The sequence below is a fragment of the Tsukamurella tyrosinosolvens genome, from assembly GCF_900104775.1.
Classification (GTDB): Bacteria; Actinomycetota; Actinomycetes; order Mycobacteriales; family Mycobacteriaceae; genus Tsukamurella; species Tsukamurella tyrosinosolvens.
This window is the reverse complement of the sequence record NZ_FNSA01000003.1, coordinates 679,867-695,657: the sequence shown is the minus strand read 5'-3', so window position 1 is coordinate 695,657 and position 15,791 is coordinate 679,867. Positions and strand designations below refer to the sequence as shown.

The 15,791-nt window shown below is 71.5% G+C and carries 20 protein-coding genes and 4 tRNA genes; 4 read left to right on the top strand and 20 right to left on the bottom strand.

Annotated elements, in window-relative coordinates:
* Nucleotides 1–2 precede the first annotated feature (2 nt).
* The 10 genes from rplK to BLW32_RS04775 form a co-directional block, all read right to left on the bottom strand.
* Entirely contained in the window at nt 3–434 is a 432-nt protein-coding gene (rplK, locus tag BLW32_RS04820; RefSeq protein ID WP_068523954.1) for a 50S ribosomal protein L11, read from the bottom strand.
* A gap of 60 nt (nt 435–494) precedes the next feature.
* Nucleotides 495–1,325 (bottom strand): transcription termination/antitermination protein NusG, encoded by an 831-nt coding sequence (gene nusG, locus BLW32_RS04815; protein WP_068523953.1) that lies wholly within the window; start codon nt 1,323–1,325, stop codon nt 495–497.
* A 42-nt stretch (nt 1,326–1,367) separates the two neighbouring features.
* Nucleotides 1,368–1,757, bottom strand: coding sequence for a preprotein translocase subunit SecE (gene secE / locus BLW32_RS04810; protein ID WP_068524708.1), 390 nt, complete (start codon nt 1,755–1,757; stop codon nt 1,368–1,370).
* Nucleotides 1,758–1,833: 76 nt separating this feature from the next.
* Nucleotides 1,834–1,906 (bottom strand) — tRNA-Trp (locus tag BLW32_RS04805).
* A 147-nt stretch (nt 1,907–2,053) separates the two neighbouring features.
* Nucleotides 2,054–2,479, bottom strand: coding sequence for a (3R)-hydroxyacyl-ACP dehydratase subunit HadB (gene hadB, locus BLW32_RS04800; protein ID WP_068523951.1), 426 nt, complete (start codon nt 2,477–2,479; stop codon nt 2,054–2,056).
* Complete coding sequence (gene hadA / locus BLW32_RS04795) at nt 2,466–3,032, bottom strand: (3R)-hydroxyacyl-ACP dehydratase subunit HadA (protein ID WP_068523949.1); 567 nt, start codon at nt 3,030–3,032, stop codon at nt 2,466–2,468. The genes hadB and hadA overlap by 14 nt, the downstream gene beginning before the upstream one ends.
* A 94-nt stretch (nt 3,033–3,126) precedes the next feature.
* Entirely contained in the window at nt 3,127–3,294 is a 168-nt protein-coding gene (gene rpmG / locus BLW32_RS04790; protein ID WP_013125415.1) for a 50S ribosomal protein L33, read from the bottom strand.
* A 34-nt stretch (nt 3,295–3,328) separates the two neighbouring features.
* Nucleotides 3,329–3,402 (bottom strand) — tRNA-Met (locus tag BLW32_RS04785).
* Between the two features lie 32 nt (nt 3,403–3,434).
* Nucleotides 3,435–3,507: transfer RNA gene (locus BLW32_RS04780), tRNA-Thr, on the bottom strand.
* Between the two features lie 132 nt (nt 3,508–3,639).
* A tRNA-Tyr gene (locus BLW32_RS04775) sits at nt 3,640–3,724 on the bottom strand.
* 94 nt (nt 3,725–3,818) lie between these two features.
* Here BLW32_RS04775 and BLW32_RS04770 point away from each other — a divergent pair.
* Entirely contained in the window at nt 3,819–4,310 is a 492-nt protein-coding gene (locus BLW32_RS04770; protein WP_068740827.1) for a YajQ family cyclic di-GMP-binding protein, read from the top strand.
* Between the two features lie 425 nt (nt 4,311–4,735).
* On the opposite strand, the gene BLW32_RS04765 is transcribed toward BLW32_RS04770, so the two are convergent.
* The 8 genes from BLW32_RS04765 to BLW32_RS04730 form a co-directional block, all read right to left on the bottom strand.
* Nucleotides 4,736–5,650 (bottom strand): type IV toxin-antitoxin system AbiEi family antitoxin domain-containing protein, encoded by a 915-nt coding sequence (locus BLW32_RS04765; protein WP_074850915.1) that lies wholly within the window; start codon nt 5,648–5,650, stop codon nt 4,736–4,738.
* Between the two features lie 238 nt (nt 5,651–5,888).
* A complete protein-coding gene (locus BLW32_RS04760) occupies nt 5,889–6,749 on the bottom strand; it encodes a M48 family metalloprotease (protein ID WP_225535887.1) in 861 nt (286 codons plus the stop codon).
* A gap of 12 nt (nt 6,750–6,761) precedes the next feature.
* Nucleotides 6,762–7,754 carry a polyprenyl synthetase family protein gene (locus BLW32_RS04755; RefSeq protein ID WP_068740825.1) on the bottom strand — a complete coding sequence of 331 codons (993 nt, stop codon included), beginning with the start codon at nt 7,752–7,754 and terminating at the stop codon, nt 6,762–6,764.
* Nucleotides 7,755–7,758: 4 nt separating this feature from the next.
* The gene (locus BLW32_RS04750; protein WP_068740824.1) at nt 7,759–8,448 is read right to left on the bottom strand and encodes a demethylmenaquinone methyltransferase; all 690 of its coding nucleotides are present in this window, start codon (nt 8,446–8,448) and stop codon (nt 7,759–7,761) included.
* Between the two features lie 10 nt (nt 8,449–8,458).
* A complete protein-coding gene (locus BLW32_RS04745; RefSeq protein WP_068523940.1) occupies nt 8,459–9,613 on the bottom strand; it encodes a glycosyltransferase family 4 protein in 1,155 nt (384 codons plus the stop codon).
* A 38-nt stretch (nt 9,614–9,651) separates the two neighbouring features.
* Nucleotides 9,652–10,104, bottom strand: coding sequence for a DUF3592 domain-containing protein (locus BLW32_RS04740; protein ID WP_068523938.1), 453 nt, complete (start codon nt 10,102–10,104; stop codon nt 9,652–9,654).
* Nucleotides 10,101–11,786 carry a 2-succinyl-5-enolpyruvyl-6-hydroxy-3-cyclohexene-1-carboxylic-acid synthase gene (menD, locus tag BLW32_RS04735; RefSeq protein ID WP_068627210.1) on the bottom strand — a complete coding sequence of 562 codons (1,686 nt, stop codon included), beginning with the start codon at nt 11,784–11,786 and terminating at the stop codon, nt 10,101–10,103. Before menD ends, BLW32_RS04740 begins: the two co-directional genes overlap by 4 nt.
* Before the next feature lie 21 nt (nt 11,787–11,807).
* Nucleotides 11,808–12,221, bottom strand: coding sequence for a MarR family transcriptional regulator (locus BLW32_RS04730; protein ID WP_068627121.1), 414 nt, complete (start codon nt 12,219–12,221; stop codon nt 11,808–11,810).
* 74 nt (nt 12,222–12,295) lie between these two features.
* On the opposite strand from BLW32_RS04730, the gene BLW32_RS04725 reads away from it, so the two are divergent.
* Nucleotides 12,296–13,381, top strand: coding sequence for an AbrB family transcriptional regulator (locus tag BLW32_RS04725; protein ID WP_068740823.1), 1,086 nt, complete (start codon nt 12,296–12,298; stop codon nt 13,379–13,381).
* A complete protein-coding gene (locus tag BLW32_RS04720; RefSeq protein WP_068740822.1) occupies nt 13,378–14,646 on the top strand; it encodes a saccharopine dehydrogenase family protein in 1,269 nt (422 codons plus the stop codon). The genes BLW32_RS04725 and BLW32_RS04720 overlap by 4 nt, the downstream gene beginning before the upstream one ends.
* Here BLW32_RS04720 and BLW32_RS04715 read toward each other — a convergent pair.
* Complete coding sequence (locus tag BLW32_RS04715) at nt 14,643–14,903, bottom strand: metal-sensitive transcriptional regulator (protein WP_068523933.1); 261 nt, start codon at nt 14,901–14,903, stop codon at nt 14,643–14,645. The two genes, BLW32_RS04720 and BLW32_RS04715, sit on opposite strands and share 4 nt — an antisense overlap.
* On the bottom strand, nt 14,900–15,292 hold the full coding sequence (locus BLW32_RS04710) for a DUF302 domain-containing protein (RefSeq protein WP_068740821.1): 393 nt from the start codon (nt 15,290–15,292) through the stop codon (nt 14,900–14,902). Before BLW32_RS04710 ends, BLW32_RS04715 begins: the two co-directional genes overlap by 4 nt.
* A 126-nt stretch (nt 15,293–15,418) precedes the next feature.
* Between BLW32_RS04710 and BLW32_RS04705 the strand changes: the two genes are divergently transcribed.
* The gene (locus tag BLW32_RS04705) at nt 15,419–15,787 is read left to right on the top strand and encodes a carboxymuconolactone decarboxylase family protein (protein WP_068740820.1); all 369 of its coding nucleotides are present in this window, start codon (nt 15,419–15,421) and stop codon (nt 15,785–15,787) included.
* Nucleotides 15,788–15,791 lie beyond the last annotated feature (4 nt).

The window sequence follows — 15,791 nt, the reverse complement described above, 5'->3', positions numbered from 1 at the left end:
ACTTACTCGACGGTGATGCCCATCGAGCGAGCAGTGCCGGCGATGATCTTCGCGGCCTGATCGATGTCGTTCGCGTTCAGGTCTTCCTTCTTGGTCTCGGCGATCTCGCGCACCTGATCCCAGGTCACCTTGGCGACCTTGGTCTTGTGCGGCTCGCCCGAGCCCTTCTGCACGCCCGCTGCCTTGAGCAGCAGCTTGGCGGCCGGAGGAGTCTTCAGCTTGAAGTCGAAAGAACGGTCCTCGTAGACCGTGATCTCGACGGGGATGACGTTGCCACGCTGCGACTCGGTCGCGGCGTTGTACGCCTTGCAGAACTCCATGATGTTGACGCCGTGCTGACCAAGCGCGGGACCCACGGGCGGAGCAGGGTTGGCCTGCCCGGCCTGGATCTGCAGCTTGATGAGCCCGGCGACCTTCTTCTTCTTCGGGGGCATCCTCAGTTTCCTTTTTCTTCACCCCGCGCCCTTGCGGTGGCGCGGGAAGCATGTGTCTCGCTAGGAGATCTTCTCGACCTGGTTGAAGGCGAGCTCGACGGGCGTCTCACGACCGAAGATCGACACCAGCACCTTGAGCTTGCGCTGCTCGGCGTTGATCTCGCTGATGGACGCGGGCAGGGTGGCGAACGGGCCGTCCATGACGGTGACCGACTCGCCGACCTCGAAGTCGACCTCGACCGCGGGGCCCTGCGAGACCGCGCCACCGGACGTGGCGGCGGCACCGTCGGCCGCGGCTCCCTTGTCCTTGGCGGGCTTGGTCCGCGCGCTCTCGGGGAGCAGGAACTTCACGACCTCGTTCATCGTGAGCGGCGAGGGCTTGCTGGTCAGGCCGACGAAGCCGGTGACGCCGGGGGTGTTGCGCACCGCGCCCCAGGACTCGTCGTTGAGGTCCATGCGCACCAGGATGTAGCCCGGCAGCACCTTGCGGTTGACCCGCTTCTGCTGGCCGTTCTTGATCTCGGTGACCTCTTCGGTGGGGACCTCCACCTGGAAGATGTAGTCGCCGACGTCGAGGTTCTGGACACGGGTCTCGAGGTTGGCCTTGACCTTGTTCTCGTAGCCCGCGTAGGTGTGGATCACGTACCAGTCGCCGGGGGCGGTGCGCAGCTGCGCCTTCAGCTCCTCGACGGGGTCGATCTCCTCCTCGGGCTCCTCCTCCGCGACGATCTCGGCGCCGTCGCCGGGCTCGTCCGCTCCGAGGACGCTCTCCTCGACCTCGATCAGCGCCTCGTCCTCGGCCGACTCGACCTCGGTCGCCACGGCAGCGTCATCGGCCTGCACGTCCTCCTGGACGTCCAGCTCTGCCTCGTTGTGCTCCGGGGTGCTCACAGCGCCGAAGTTCCTTCCGTCTCGTCTACTCGTGCGGTCCGGCTACTTGCCGAACGCCCACAACATCAGCTTCGCGAAGCCGAGGTCGAGGAGGCTGATCATCGCGGTGAGGACCACCACGAACACCAGCACGATGATCGTGTAGTTGATCATCTGGCTCCGGGTCGGCCAGATGACCTTCCGCAGCTCCGCGACGACCTGGCGGATGAACAGCCAGATGGCGGCGAACGGATTGCGCGAGCGCTTCGCGTCCGCGGACTTCTTCGCGGCGCCGGACTCGACCGCCGAACCGGGCTCCGGAGCCTCGGCCAGCGCGGTGCGGCCGCGACGGCCGCTGGAGCGCTTACCGGAGGGACGGGCCTGCTGGGCGTCTTCGGCGACGCTGTCGCCGGCGGTCTCGCCGGTGGTCGCGTCGTCCTTCTCGTCGCTCACGCACATCCCTCCGCTGGATCTTCCAGCGGGCGTCGGCCCGCCGATTTCGACAGCCGGGCCGGGGGCCCGCGCTATGCAGGGGCGACAGGACTCGAACCTGCGACCTGCGGTTTTGGAGACCGCTGCTCTACCAACTGAGCTACACCCCTTTGCGGAGCCTTCCGGCCCCGCACCCGCACCGTTCGATGGGCGCGCTTTCGCACGCCCGCCGTTTTGTGCGGACAGTTCAGTGTACGGCACATCGGTGCCGCACCTCAAAACGCACCGGTCATGCGGCCCGAGCGGGCCGCGGACCGTCAGGCGAACTGGACGGTGGCGACCGGCTTGCCGAAGATCTTGCGCTCGCCCTGCTTGACCGTCAGGAAGACGACGCCCGTCTTGGTCTCCTCGTCGAGCGACTTGATCTTGCCCGAGTACAGGAGCTCCGCCTTCTGGTCGGCCGGGACGAACACCGGCGCGGTGAAGCGGACGCTGTACTCCTTGAGCGCGCCCGGATCGCCCAGCCACTCGGTGATGTAGTTCGAGCCCAGGCTCATGGTGAGCATGCCCTGCGCGACGACGTCCTCCATGCCGGCCAGCTTCACGATGTGATCGGACCAGTGGATGGGGTTCGGGTCGCCGGTCACGCCGGCGTAGTTCACCAGGTCGCCGCGGGTCAGCTCGAAGGTGCGCTCCGGGAGCTCCTCGCCCACCGTCACGTCCGCGAAGTTACGAAGCGCCATACATCATCACCTTTTCCATTGCACCGACGAATTCGGCGTCCTCGTCCTCGCCCGACCGGCCGGCCAGGGTGGTCCAGGACGTGACGAGGGGGTTGCCGTCCTGGTCGGAGATCTCGTTGCGGGTCACGATGAGGTCGGCGCCCGCGGCCTGCCGGAAGGCGTCGAAGTGCACGTGAGTGGTCAGTGTCATCCCCGCGACGATCGGCGCGTGGAACTTGACCTCCTGCGCCGACTGCACGACGGGGCGACGGCCGTAGCCGACGATCGCGTTCTCGAACAGCGGGCGGTGGGCGATGATGCCGATCAGGGAGAACATGATCGGGGGCGCCACGATGTCGGCGTACCCGGCCGCGCGCGCAGCCTCCACGTCGTGGTGGACGGGGTCGGTCAGCTGGGACGCGTTCGCGAACTCACGGACCTTCTCGCGGCTGACGTAGTACTTCTCGTCGTACTCGTAGTTGTAACCGACCGCGGCGCGCGTGCGCTCCGCGACTTCTTCGGGGCTGAGCTGCTCGGTGACCGGTCCACCCGGCACATCGATGTCCTTGCTCACGTGACGAACCTACCTATCGTGAATGGGCTGAAGGGCAGTATGCCAAAAGGGAGGGCATCCGCTGTGGATGCCCTCCCCCTTGTCGACGTCTACGTCAGCGCGACTCTCGGTGCGCCTGGTGCGATCCGCAGTTCGGGCAGAACTTCTTCAGCTCGAGGCGATCGGGATCGTTGCGACGGTTCTTCTTGGTGATGTAGTTACGGTGCTTGCACACCTCGCACGCCAAGGTGATCTTGGGGCGGACATCTGTCGATGAAGCCACGACGGTCCCTCTTTCGCAAATCTCTTGTCAGTTGTAGCGGTGGGGGGGCTCGATCCCCCGACCTCACGATTATGAGTCGTGCGCTCTAACCAGCTGAGCTACACCGCCCTGAGCTATCAGCACATTGCACTGGTCTAGCGAGCCCCCTGACGGAATCGAACCGTCGACCTTTTCCTTACCATGGAAACGCTCTGCCGACTGAGCTAAGGGGGCGTGCCTCGGTTCGCCGTTCCCGGCGCTCCAAGAGCCTCAACGAGATTACACACCGCGGCGGAGTTCATCCAAATCCGCAGGTCAGCTCGTTATCGCTGCGGCCCCCGACGGATGAACGCCGGGGGCCGCAGCTGGTGGCACGTGTAGGATTCGAACCTACGTAGGCTAAGCCGACGGATTTACAGTCCGCTCCCATTGGCCGCTCGGGCAACGTGCCTTTCGCTGCCGGTGAAGGCAGCGGACGATAGACTACAACGCCCCCGTGGGGGGCGCGCAAACCCGCAGGTCAACTGATTAGGAGTCCAGCCGAGATGGCCGATTCGTCGTTCGATGTCGTGAGCAAGATCGACCGCCAGGAGGTCGCCAACGCCCTCAACCAGGCTTCGAAGGAGCTCAGCCAGCGGTACGACTTCCGCGGCACGAACACCACCGTCGAGTCCTCGGGCGAGGACAAGATCGTGATCACCTCCGACGCCGAGGAGCGCGCCAAGGCCGGCCTCGAGGTCTTCCAGGAGAAGCTCATCAAGCGCGGCCTGTCGCTCAAGGCCTTCGACGCCGGCGACCCCGTCGCCTCGGGCAAGACCTACAAGATCACCGGCACCCTGGTCGAGGGCATCACCAGCGAGAACGCCAAGAAGATCAGCAAGCTCATCCGCGACGAGGGCCCCAAGTCCGTCAAGGCGCAGATCCAGGGCGACGAGCTGCGCGTCTCCAGCAAGTCGCGCGACGACCTGCAGTCCGTCCAGTCGCTGCTCAAGAACGCCGACCTCGACATCGCGGTGCAGTTCGTCAACTACCGCTGAGTCCTCTGGTTCGACGGTGCGCGCCCTGCGCGCTGGTTCGACGGTGCCGTGCGGCCGGGCCGGGCGTCGGGCACTCCATCGGCTGTGGGTTTCCTCACGTCGAGAGCGGGCGGCGGATGTGGTCACGCCGCGGGGACAGTGGCATCGTCCCCCGCGCCGCGCCGATTCCCCCGACCGACGTTCGGTCCCCCATCAGACGCCGCTCGTGGGGTGGGGGTTCGACTGTCCCCCGCGCGGCGCCGAATCCCCCATGAGAAGCCGACATCTCCCCCACCAGTCGTTCGGTCCCCCATGAATCGCCGCCTCTCCCCCGGCAGGAGCCGACTCCCCCACTGAGCGCCGATTCCCCCACCGGACGACATGTCTCCCCCACGCAAAGCCGAGTCCCCCGCCGCACGCCGACTCCCCCGCTGAACGCCGGCGCTCTACGCGGAGAGGAGGCCATGGCGGGCGAGGGTGGGCGTCAGCCTGCTGCGGAGGCGGGTGTCGTCGAGCAGGTCGTCCCAGTCCCACCGCACGACCTCGAAGCCGGCGTTCACGAACAGCGCGTGCCGAACCTTTTCCGCCTCGAGGGCCGCGGCGCGCTCGGCATCGGTCGTGCCGTACTTGCCCTTGCCGTCGAACTCGCCGATCAGCGAACCCCAGTCGAAGTCGGCGAACACCCGGCGCCCACCGAGGTCGAACGGAGTCTGCAGTCGCGGCGCCGGCAGACCCCACGAGTGGATCAGTACCCGCGACCAGGATTCCCCCGGCGATTCGGCGCAGTCCACGGACATCGCCAGCGCGCGGCGGGCTGTCGCCGACCCGCGCCGCCGGCCCAATCGGTCCAGGCACTCGATCAGCGATGCCAGTGGCCCGGGCGTCGGATCCGTCGGCCTCGGGAATCGCGGCACGAGGCGCACCGCGTCGATCGCAGCCACCCCGCGGATCAGGTCGCCGGTCATGGCGACGTCGATCGGCGTGCGCGCCCGCGATGTCACCCGCACGCCGTCGACCTCGACGATCTCGTCGGCGGCGAGGGGCCGCGGGTGCACGTGTATCCCCGGCCGACGGCCGCCGCCGTGCACCCTGTCGACGGTGAAGTGCACGTCCTTCCGCGCCGGTCGGAGGTACGGGATGTCGTGCAGCGCGGCGGCGCTCTCGTGGCTGAGCACCCCGCCGCACGACGTCGCCGCCGCTACCACTCGCATCCGGTACAGGACGTGCGCCGGATATTCGCCGGCGAGCGCGTACATCGCGGTGGCGAGCCGGATCAGCTCGCCCGATTCCACAGCGCGGCTGATCGCCCCGCTCGTCCATCCCGTGGCCAACAGATAGTCGCGACTCAGTAGCTCCCCCATGGGCACATCCCACCAGCCGAACCTCGCGCGACTCCGCTCCGTGAGGCCGTTCATCCACAGCTACCAGCGGGTATCCACAACTTTTCGTCCCCCGCGCCGCGCCGATTCCCCACCGCGGCGTCGCGTCCCCCACCAGACGCCGCTCCTCCGGTGGGGGCTCGGCCGTCCCCCGCGCGGCGCCGAATCCCCCACGAAACGCCGGCGCCCGCCCCCCCGCGGCGGGAGGCGGACCGTCGGGCTACGACGTGAGGGCCTGCAGGCGCTCGACCCGGCGCTCCACGGGCGGCTGGGTGCGGAAGATGCGGCCCATGCGGTCGCTGTCGAGGAACGGGCACACCAGCATGGTGTTGGCGTGCACGGCGATCTCGGGCTCGGGTGGCAGGGGTGCGCGGGCGGCACCGTCGGACGCCTTCTCCAGGGCGCTGACCAGCGCGGACGGGGACCCGGTCAACAGCGCCCCGGTGTGGTCGGCGCGGTAGTCGACGGTCCGCGAGACGCCCAGCCGGATCAGTGCGCCGGCGATGGGCGCGAGCACGGACAGCATGGCGTCGACGACCCGGCTGCGTCGCGCGCCGCCGTCACCGAAGCCGAGGAGGTAACCGAACCCGGCGAAACCGCAGATCACGGCGCCGAGAGCCCCGGCGACGGACGCGGTCAGCGTGTCCCGGGAGCCGATCCGCGCGAGCTGGTGCGCCAGGACGGCCCGCAGCTCGTCCTCCGAGAGGAGTTCCAGGAGGCCGATCGTGACGCACACCGCGGAGTGCGTGGGGCCGTGGCCGGTGGCGAAGGCGGTGGGCGCCGCGGTCGGCGAGACGTAGATCGCCGGCATGGGCAGCCGCGCGGAGGTCGAGAGCTCGCGGATCATCCGGAACAGGGCGGGTTGCTGCAGCTCGGAGACGCTGCGGGCGTGCATGGCGCGCAGGGGCAGCGACGGTCCGCTGACGTACAGGTAGGCGCACACGCCGGCCGCGAGCACGATCGAGAGCACGAAGGCCGTCTGCCCGAAGATCGCGCCGGTGGCCATCAGGAAACCCGCGACCAGCGCCAGCAGCAGCGCGGTGCGGATCTGATTGCCCGTCCGACTCCCCAGGCCCTGCACGAGAACGGAACCTCAGCCCAGGCGCGCGACCGTGAAGGTGACCAGGGATTCGAGCGAGGAGCGGGGCTCGGACTCGGGCAGCTCGGCGAGCTCGGCGCGGGCGTCGTCGGCGTAGCGGGCCAGCGTGGCCTGCGCCTCCTTCATGCCCGCGGAGCGGCCCAGCAACTCGATGGCCTCGTCGACGAGCGCGTCGTCGGTGACGGGACCGACGAGGATCTCCCGCAGCCGGTCCGCCTCGGGCCCGGAATCCCGCAGGGCGTAGAGCACCGGCAGCGTGAAGACGCCCTCGCGCAGGTCGGTCCCCGGCGTCTTGCCGGAGTCCTGCGCGACGGAGCTGATGTCGATGATGTCGTCGCTGATCTGGAAGGCCATGCCGATGGCGGCGCCGATCCGGTACATCCGCTGCGCCGTCTCCTCGGAGGCGCCGCCGTGCAGCGCGCCGAGCAGGCCGCAGGTGGCGATGAGGCTGCCGGTCTTGCCCCAGATGGTGTCCAGGTAGTGCTGCACCGGGTCGCCGTCGCCGGCACCCTTGAGCTCCAGCATCTGGCCCGTGACCAGCTCGCCGAAGCACTTCGCGATCACGCCGACGGCGCGGGGGCCGAGGTCGGCGCCGTACGCCGAGGCGCGGGCGAAGAGGTAGTCGCCGGCGAGGATCGCGATCGAGTTGCCCCACCGCGCGTTGGCCGACGGTGCGCCGCGGCGCGTGTCCGCCTCGTCCATCACGTCGTCGTGGTACAGCGTCGCGAGGTGCGTCAGCTCCATCGCCGCGGCGGCGGTGATGACCTGGTCCGACGGGGCGCCGCCGATGCGGCCGGAGAGGACCGTGAACATGGGCCGGAAGCGCTTGCCGCCGGCCTGGAAGAGGTGCAGGGCCTCCTCGATCACGCATCCGTCGGCCTCGGCGATGCCGTCGGCGATGACCTGCTCCACGCGGGCGAGGTCCGCGCGGATCCCCGCCGCGAACTCGTCGGATCCCAGCGAGACCCCGGCTACCGTCTTCTCCACGCGTTCAGCCTAGCGGGCGGGTCGCGGTGTGCAGCGCGACGATGCCGCCGGTCAGGTTCGTCCAGGCCACGTCGCCCCAGCCCGCCTCGCGGACGAGGTCGGCGAGCTCCGCCTGCGCCGGCCAGTTCCGGATCGACTCCGCGAGGTAGGTGTAGGCCTCCGGATTCGACGATCCCTTCGCCACCACCTGGATGGCCTCGAGCGCGACCTTCTCGTACAGCGCGCGGAAGGCGCCGTTGGTGGGGGTGGAGAACTCGCAGACCACGAGGCGGCCGCCGGGACGCACGACGCGCGCCATCTCCCGCAGCCCCGCGACGGTGTCCTGCACGTTGCGCAGGCCGAAGGAGATGGTGGCGGCGTCGAAGGAGTCGTCGGCGAGTGGCAGCGCCATGGCGTCGCCCGCGACCATCGGCACCCGCCGGAAGGAACCGGCCTGGAGCATCCCGGTCGAGAAGTCGCAGGCGGCGACCCACGCGCCGGACCGGGCCAGGTCGACCGTCGAGACGCCGGTCCCCGCGGCGAGGTCGAGCACGCGGTCCCCCGGCGTGAGGTCGAGCGCGCGCCGGGTGCGGGCGCGCCAGTACCGGTCCAGCCCGCCCGTCATGAGCGTGTTGGTCCGGTCGTACCGGCGCGCGACACCGTCGAACATCGACGCGACGTCGCCCGGTTTCTTGTCGAGGGAGGCCCTTGCCATGCCCCGAAAGCTACACGACGGCGCGGACCGACCGGCCCGCCGCAGGTCCGGCGATCACGCCGGCGTAGTGGTCGAACAGCTGGTCGCACAGGGCCGGCCAGGTGCGGGCCAGGACGGACTTGCGGGCGGCCTCGCCGAACCGGGCGCGGAGGGCGGGATCGGCCAGGGTGTCGATGACGCCGGGCAGCAGGTCGGCGAACTCCGCGGTCGGCAGCAGGTAGCCGTTGCGGCAGTGCGCGACGAGGTCGCGGGGCCCGCCCTGGTCGGGCGCGATCGACGGGACGCCTGACGCGAGCGCCTCCTGGACGGCCTGGCAGAAGGTCTCGTGCTCGCCGGCGTGGACGAAGACGTCGAGCGAGGCGTAGGCGGCGCCGAGGTCCGCGCCGCCGAGCTGGCCGGTGAAGACCGCTCCGGGCAGCAGCGATTCGAGCCGCGCCCGCTCGGGGCCGTCGCCGACGATGACCAGCTGCACGTCGTCGCGGTGCGCGAGGCCGGCGAGCCGCTCGACGTGCTTCTCCGCCGCGAGCCGCCCGACGAAGCCGACGATCAGCCGGTCGGGACGGTCCCCCAGCCAGGAGGAGCGGAGCGCGGCCGAACGGTGCGACGGGGCGAAGCGCTCCGCGTCGACGCCGCGCGCCCAGGTCTTCACCCGCGGGATCCGGTGCGCCTCGAGGTCGGCCACCGAGGCCGAGGACGGCGCGAGCGTCAGATCGCACTGCTTGTGCATCTGCCGGGTCCACCACCAGGCGGCGCGTTCGAGGGGCCCGAGGCCGTAGGAGCCGGCGAACCCGGCGACGTCGGTCTGGAAGATCGCGACGGTCGGGATGCCGAGGCGCTTGGCCGCCGCGAGGCCGCCCGCGCCGAGGAAGTAGGGCGAGGCGAGGTGCACGACGTCGGGCCGGAAGTCGCGCAGCACGTCGACGATGAGCATGTTCGGCTGCCCGATCGGCAGCGACGAGATCTTCGGCAGCATCCGCGCGGGCACCCGGTACACGGGGAATCCGAGGTGCTCCAGTGGGGCCGGCTCCTCGCCGGCGACCGCGTCCGGCGCGATGACGATCGCCTCGCTCCCCGTGCGGCGGCAGTGCTCGAGGACCCGGAGCACCGAGTTGGTCACTCCGTTGACGTTCGGCAGGAAGGACTCGGCCACGATCGCGATACGCACGTCAGCAGTGTCGCCCGGGGCGGTGACCGTGAGGTTCTCTACCGGTCGACGGTGCGCGGAACGTCAGGTGAACTCTCACCCCGGTGGTAGCCGGCGGCGATGAGCAGCATGATCGCGCCGACCACCAGCCACGTCCCCGCGGCGACGGACGCGGCGGGCAGGATCGCGACGACGGCAGACCGTCCGGCGACGCGCACCAGCTCCGGGTCCGAGCGGCTGTACTCGACCTGGATCCGGTCGCCGACGTTGAGCTCGCTGGGATACAGGACGCCCAGCGGAGGATTGTGGTTGACGCCGTCTGTCGTGTAGAAGCTGATCGTCGAGCGGCGGGGCCCGGCGGAGAGCACCTCCGCGGTCGCGGTGCCGCGGTCGGCGTCGATGGTGCGGTCGTCGCGCACGGCGGCCGCGACGAGCACCACGCACAGCCCGGTGATGAGGATGGCCGCACCCAGCAGGACGATCTGCACGCGGCGCAGCGCCGTGCGGCTCATCCGCGGTCCTCCGAGCCCGACGGTCCGCCCGGGGCCGCGCCCGGCACGGCGGCGCTGATCCGCGCCCGCATGCCGGCGTGCAGGGCGCGTAGACCGGTGCGCTCGGTGCGCACCTCGACGACGCGCAGGCCGTCGGCGCGGGTCGCGTCCGCGAGGTCGCCCAGGTCGGCGCGCACGTATTCGACGCCGTAGGCGGCGCAGAGGGAGCCGATGTCGGTGCCGTGCGGCGTGCCGAAGACGCGGGCGGCGGCACCGTCGTACTCCGCCCCGGAGTACCGCTCCTCGCCCTGTTCGAGCAGGTTGAAGATGCCGCCCCCGTTGTCGTTGGCGACGACGATGGTGAGGTTGGCGGGCCGGGGCTCCTCGGGGCCGATGAGCAGGCCGGAGGCGTCGTGCACGAACGTGAGGTCGCCCATCAGGGCGACGGTGCGCCGGTCCGGGTGCGCGAGCGCCGCGCCGACGGCCGTGCTGACGGTGCCGTCGATGCCCGCGACGCCGCGGTTGGACAGCACGCGGACGCCGGGCGGGACGTCGCCGGCGAGGGCGACGTCGCGGACGGGGTTGGACGCGCCGACCACCAGCTGGTCGCCGGTGCGCAGCGCCGCGCAGACGGCGCGGGCGACGTGCAGGCCGGTGACGGGTTCGGCGTCGAGGCCGTCCGTGACGGCCTCCCGCGCGGCGGCGTCGGCGGCGGCGGCGCGCTGCAGCCAGGCGTCGTCGGGCTCGCCGACGGGCAGCACCCGCGTGCCCGTCGCGGCGACGTTGCCGGAGACGTCGGGCCAGCGCGGCCCGGTCGTGACGGCGTAGACGGTGACCTCGGGGTCGGCGAGCAGGGCGCTCACCTCGCGGTGCAGGGTCGGGCGGCCGCAGATGATGGCCTGCCGCGGCTTGAGGGCCGGGAGCGCCCAGGGGTGCAGCGGGTTCGCGGGGTGCGGCGCCGTCGGCTCGGCGACGGTGGGCAGCCCGGCGAGCGCGGGGTTCTCGCCGGCGCCGTGCCCGGAGATGACGACGGTGTCGGGGGTCAGGTCGATCGGCAGCGGCACGTCGAGGGTGGCGACCGGCGCGACGGTCCACGGGCCGCCGTCGGGCCGGCCGTGGGCGAACTCGGGCGACGGGTCGTCGGGGACGAGGGGCTCGCGCAGCGGGATGTCGAACTGGACGGGGCCGGCGTTGCCGGTGCGGGCGCCGCGGGCGGCCGACAGCGCGCGGCAGACGGCGCTGCGCCACTGGGAGTTGCGGTCGAGGCCGGGCTCGGCGAGGCCGAGGGACAGCGACGCGCGGACCTGCGTGCCGAAGATCCCGAACTGCTCGACGGTCTGGTTCGCGCCGGAGCCGAGCAGCTCGTAGGGCCGGTTCGCGCTCACGACCAGCAGCGGGACGCGGGCGTAGTTGGCCTCGTAGACGGCGGGCGCGAGGTTCGCGACGGCCGTGCCGGAGGTCATGATGATCGCCACGGGGCGGCGGGCGGCCGCCGCGAGGCCGACGGCGAGGAAGCCGGCGGTGCGCTCGTCGATGCGCACGTGCAGCCGCAGCTCACCGCGCGCGTCCGCCGCGTGGACGGCGAAGGCGAGCGGCGCGTTGCGCGAGCCGGGGCACAGCACCACGTCGGTGACGCCGCCGCGGACCAGCTCGTCCACGATCACGCGCGCCTGGAGCGTGGACGGGTTCGGCGGCTTCTGCATGCGGACCACCTTACGACCGCATCATCCGTCCGCGAGCTTCGCCAGGACCGGACCTGCGAGCAGGAGCACGCCGCGTTCCAGGTCGGTGAGCCGTTCGGCCATGGCCGTCTCGAGCCAGGCGTTGCGGATCTCCCGGTCCTCCTCGATCACGGCGCGGCCCGCCGCGGTCAGCTCGACGTACTGCCGGCGACGGTCCGTCTCGTCCCGGCGGCGGCGCACCAGGCCGGCGTCGGCGAGGGCGTTGAGCGCGGGGGTGAGGGTCTGCGCGCGGACGTGGTGCGCCTCCCCCAGCTCGGCCGGCGTGGCCGGTCCGCCGCGGTCGAGGCTGCCCAGCACGAGGTACTGGGTCTCGGTGAGCGCGCCGGGGCGGCGGTGGGCGCGGATCTCCCGGCTCAGGGAGTGCACGCCGTAGCGGAGGTCGCTGACATCGGACATAGCAAGAGTTTACTTCATACTTTTGCGCATTTCGCGAGTTGCATGCCGTGTTCCGCAAGCAGATACTTGTAGTCATGCGAAGCGAGCTGACGAGATGGACCGGCCTGATCGTCGCCTCCTGCGCCCTCTCCGCCGCACTGATGGCGGCCGGCGTGCCGAGCGCGCCCCTGTTCGCGGCGCTGGCGTGCGCGGTGGTCGCGGCGCTCGCGGGCCGGGCGCCGGGGCCGATCCCGCGGCCGGTGCAGTTGGCCGCGCAGGGCGTGCTCGGCGCGTACATCGGCACGCTCATGCAGGCGCACACGGTCGCGGCGCTGGGCTCGCGGTGGCCGGCGGCGCTGCTCGTCGGGTTCGCGACGCTGCTGTTGTCCGTCGGCGCCGGGGCGCTGCTGGGCCGGCACCGCGACACCGATTCGATCACCGGCTCGCTGGCGCTGGTCGCGGGCGGCGCGTCCGGGCTCGTCGCGATCGCGCGGGAACTGGGCGGCGACGAGAGGGTGGTCGCGGTCGTCCAGTACCTGCGCGTCGGGCTGGTGACGGTGTCGCTCCCCCTGGTCGCGGCGCTGTACCCGCACACGCCGGGCTCCTCGTCGACGGACTCGGGACCCGCGCGGCCCTGGTGGTTCGACCTCGGCTTCACCGCGCTGTGCGTGGGCGGCGGCCTGGCCGTCGGGCTCGCGACGCGGCTGCCCGCGGGCGGACTGCTCGGCCCGCTCGTCGCCTCCGCCGCGCTGTCACTCTCGGGCGTCGCCGCCGGGGCGACGGTGCCGGTGGCAATGGTCCTCGCCGGCTACCTGGTGATCGGCTGGCAGGCCGGCGTCGGATTCACCCGCGAGTCCCTCACGGCGATGGCGCGGCTGCTGCCGTGGGCGACGCTGCTCATCGTCGGCGTCGGGATCGGCTGCGCCGGCCTGGGCTTCGCACTGTCGGCGATGACCGGCGTCTCCGCCCTGGACGGCTACCTCGCGACGACGCCCGGCGGGATCTACGCGGTGCTCGCCGTGGCCGCCTCGTCGAACGTCGACATCACCTTCGTCGTCGCGGCGCAGCTCATCCGCGTGCTGCTCATGCTCTTCCTCGCCCCCGCCGCGGCCCGCGCCTTCCAGAAGTGGCGCGCGATGCGCGAGCGCGACCGTGCGAACACTGCTAACATCGCGGCATGACTGCGGGTACCAGGGAATTCAACCTCATCGTCTTCGGTGCGACCGGCTTCGTCGGCGTGCTGACGGCGCGTCACCTCGCGAAGCACGCGCCCGACGGTGTGCGCATCGCGCTGGCCGGCCGCACGCAGGCCAAGCTGGAGAAGGTCCGCGCCGAGCTCGGCGAGCGGGCGAAGGACTGGGGCATCGTCGTCGCCGACGTCGACAAGCCCTCCACCCTCGATGCGATGGTCGCCCGCACGACGGTCCTGTGCAGCACCGTCGGCCCCTACGCCCTGTACGGCGAGACGGTCGTCGGCGCGTGCGTCAACGCCGGCACGCACTACACCGACCTCACGGGCGAGGTGCTGTTCGCGCGGCGCTCGATCGACAAGTTCCACGAGCAGGCCGTCGCCAACGGCACCAAGATCGTGCACTCCTGCGGCTTCGACTCCATCCCGTCCGACCTCGGCACGTTCCTCGTCTACGAGAAGGCCCGGGCCGACGGTGCCGGCACGCTCGGCTCCACGACGCTGGTCATCCGCTCGATCCGCGGCGGCGCGAGCGGCGGCACCATCGCCTCCGCGATCGGCCTCGCCGACGAGGTCAGCGCCGACCGGGACGCGCGCCGCGTCGCCGGCCGCCCGCACTCGCTGAGCGTCGACCACACGCGTGAGACGCCGAAGCAGCCCGGCGACCTGTCCGTCGTCGACGCGAAGACCGTCGATCCGTCGCTGACCGGCCGGCTCGCCCCGTTCTTCATGGCCAGCTACAACACCCGCGTCGTGCGCCGCTCCAACGGCCTGCTCGACTTCGCGTACGGCCCCGACTTCACGTACCGGGAGACGATGGCCGTGCCCGGCCCGCCCGTCGTCAAGGCCGTGGCCGCCCACGCCGTGCAGGGCGCGCTCGCGGTGGGCATGGCCGCGCTCGCGATCAAGCCGCTGCGCCCCGTCCTCGACCGGATCCTCCCCTCGCCCGGCGAGGGCCCGAGCGAGTCCTCGCAGGCCAAGGGCTCGTTCATCGCCGACGTGTACACGCGCACGACGAGCGGCCGCCGCTACCGGTCGACCATCGGTGCGCGCCTGGACCCCGGCTACAGCGGCACCGCCGTGATGCTCGGCGAGTCCAGCCTGGCGCTGGCGCTCGACGGCGACACCGCCCGCGGCGGAGCGGCGCTCCCCGACCGCGCGGGCGTGCTCACGCCGGCCGTCGCGCTGGGCGACGTGCTCGCGGACCGCCTGCGCGCGCAGGACTTCACCGTCACCGTCGAGGAGCTCACCGCCTAGGCGAGGGCGAGGAAGAGCTTCTCCAGCTTCTTCTGGTCGACGTTCTCCGGCCCCTCGGTGGCGATGCAGTGCTGCAGGCCGGTGGCGACGAGGGCGTAGCCGCTGCGGCCGAGCGCCTTGTTCACCGCGGCGAGCTGGGTGAGCACGTCCTCGCACTCCTCCCCCTCCTCGAGCATGCGGATGACGGTCGCGAGGTGGCCGTGGGCCCGCTTGAGCCGCGTCACGATGGGCTTCGCGCCCTCCTCGGGCAGCTTCATGCGCGGAGCCCGTCGAGCATCCCGGCGAGTCGCTGCCGCGCGTCGGCCGCCACGCCCGCGAGGGCATCGGTCCCGGTGAACGAGGGCATCACGTTCGGGTCCATCACCTCGACGAGCGCACGGTCGCCGTCCGCCGAGACCACGACGTTGCACGGCAGCAGCGCGGCGACGCGCGGGTCGATGCCCAGCGCCTCGTGGGCCAGCTGCGGCCGGCAGGCGCCGAGGATCACCTTCGGCGGCACGTCGACGTCGAGCTTCGCCTTGAGCGTGGCCGTGAGGTCGATCTCCGTCAGCACGCCGAATCCGGCCGCCGCGAGGCCCTCGCGCACCCGCGCCACCGCCTCGTCGTAGGGCGCGTCGATCGCTGCGCTCATCGTGAATTCCGCCATGGGTCCGTTCCTTCCGTCGCTGACGCGACCGTCGATGTCGCCGTCCCACCCATGGTGGCACATCCCCCCAGGGGGATGCTAGGTTCGTGACGAACATCCCCCCAGGGGGTTACCGGAAGGACGACGATGAGCACCCACGACCACCCCACCGACGGCGCCGCGACGCTGCGCGCGCTCCAGCCCCAGCACCGCGACCTGCGTCGCGCGATCCCCGACGTCTACGCCGGCTTCGGGGCGCTGAGCAGCGCCGCCTTCGCCGACGGCGCGCTCGAGCGGAAGACCAAGGAGCTCATCGCCTTCGCCATCGGCGTGGTCGAGGGCTGCGACGGCTGCATCGCCTCCCACGGACAGGCCGCGGCGCGCGCGGGCGCCACCGAGCAGGAGGCCGCCGAGGCCATCGGCGTCACGTTCCTCATGCACGGCGGCCCGGCGACGATCCACGGCGCGCGGGCCTTCGAGACCTTCCGCGGCCTCGTCGCCGGCGCGAGCGCGTAGGGTC

Excerpts from the sequence above, each read along its gene's own strand:
- rplK (WP_068523954.1), bottom strand. The coding sequence starts at position 434 with ATGCCCCCGAAGAAGAAGAAGGTCGCCGGGCTCATCAAGCTGCAGATC.
- hadB (WP_068523951.1), bottom strand. The coding sequence starts at position 2,479 with ATGGCGCTTCGTAACTTCGCGGACGTGACGGTGGGCGAGGAGCTCCCG.
- BLW32_RS04770 (WP_068740827.1), top strand. The coding sequence starts at position 3,819 with ATGGCCGATTCGTCGTTCGATGTCGTGAGCAAGATCGACCGCCAGGAG.
- BLW32_RS04765 (WP_074850915.1), bottom strand. The coding sequence starts at position 5,650 with ATGGGGGAGCTACTGAGTCGCGACTATCTGTTGGCCACGGGATGGACG.
- BLW32_RS04750 (WP_068740824.1), bottom strand. The coding sequence starts at position 8,448 with ATGGCAAGGGCCTCCCTCGACAAGAAACCGGGCGACGTCGCGTCGATG.
- BLW32_RS04740 (WP_068523938.1), bottom strand. The coding sequence starts at position 10,104 with ATGAGCCGCACGGCGCTGCGCCGCGTGCAGATCGTCCTGCTGGGTGCG.
- menD (WP_068627210.1), bottom strand. The coding sequence starts at position 11,786 with ATGCAGAAGCCGCCGAACCCGTCCACGCTCCAGGCGCGCGTGATCGTG.
- BLW32_RS04730 (WP_068627121.1), bottom strand. The coding sequence starts at position 12,221 with ATGTCCGATGTCAGCGACCTCCGCTACGGCGTGCACTCCCTGAGCCGG.
- BLW32_RS04725 (WP_068740823.1), top strand. The coding sequence starts at position 12,296 with ATGCGAAGCGAGCTGACGAGATGGACCGGCCTGATCGTCGCCTCCTGC.
- BLW32_RS04720 (WP_068740822.1), top strand. The coding sequence starts at position 13,378 with ATGACTGCGGGTACCAGGGAATTCAACCTCATCGTCTTCGGTGCGACC.
- BLW32_RS04715 (WP_068523933.1), bottom strand. The coding sequence starts at position 14,903 with ATGAAGCTGCCCGAGGAGGGCGCGAAGCCCATCGTGACGCGGCTCAAG.
- BLW32_RS04710 (WP_068740821.1), bottom strand. The coding sequence starts at position 15,292 with ATGGCGGAATTCACGATGAGCGCAGCGATCGACGCGCCCTACGACGAG.
- BLW32_RS04705 (WP_068740820.1), top strand. The coding sequence starts at position 15,419 with ATGAGCACCCACGACCACCCCACCGACGGCGCCGCGACGCTGCGCGCG.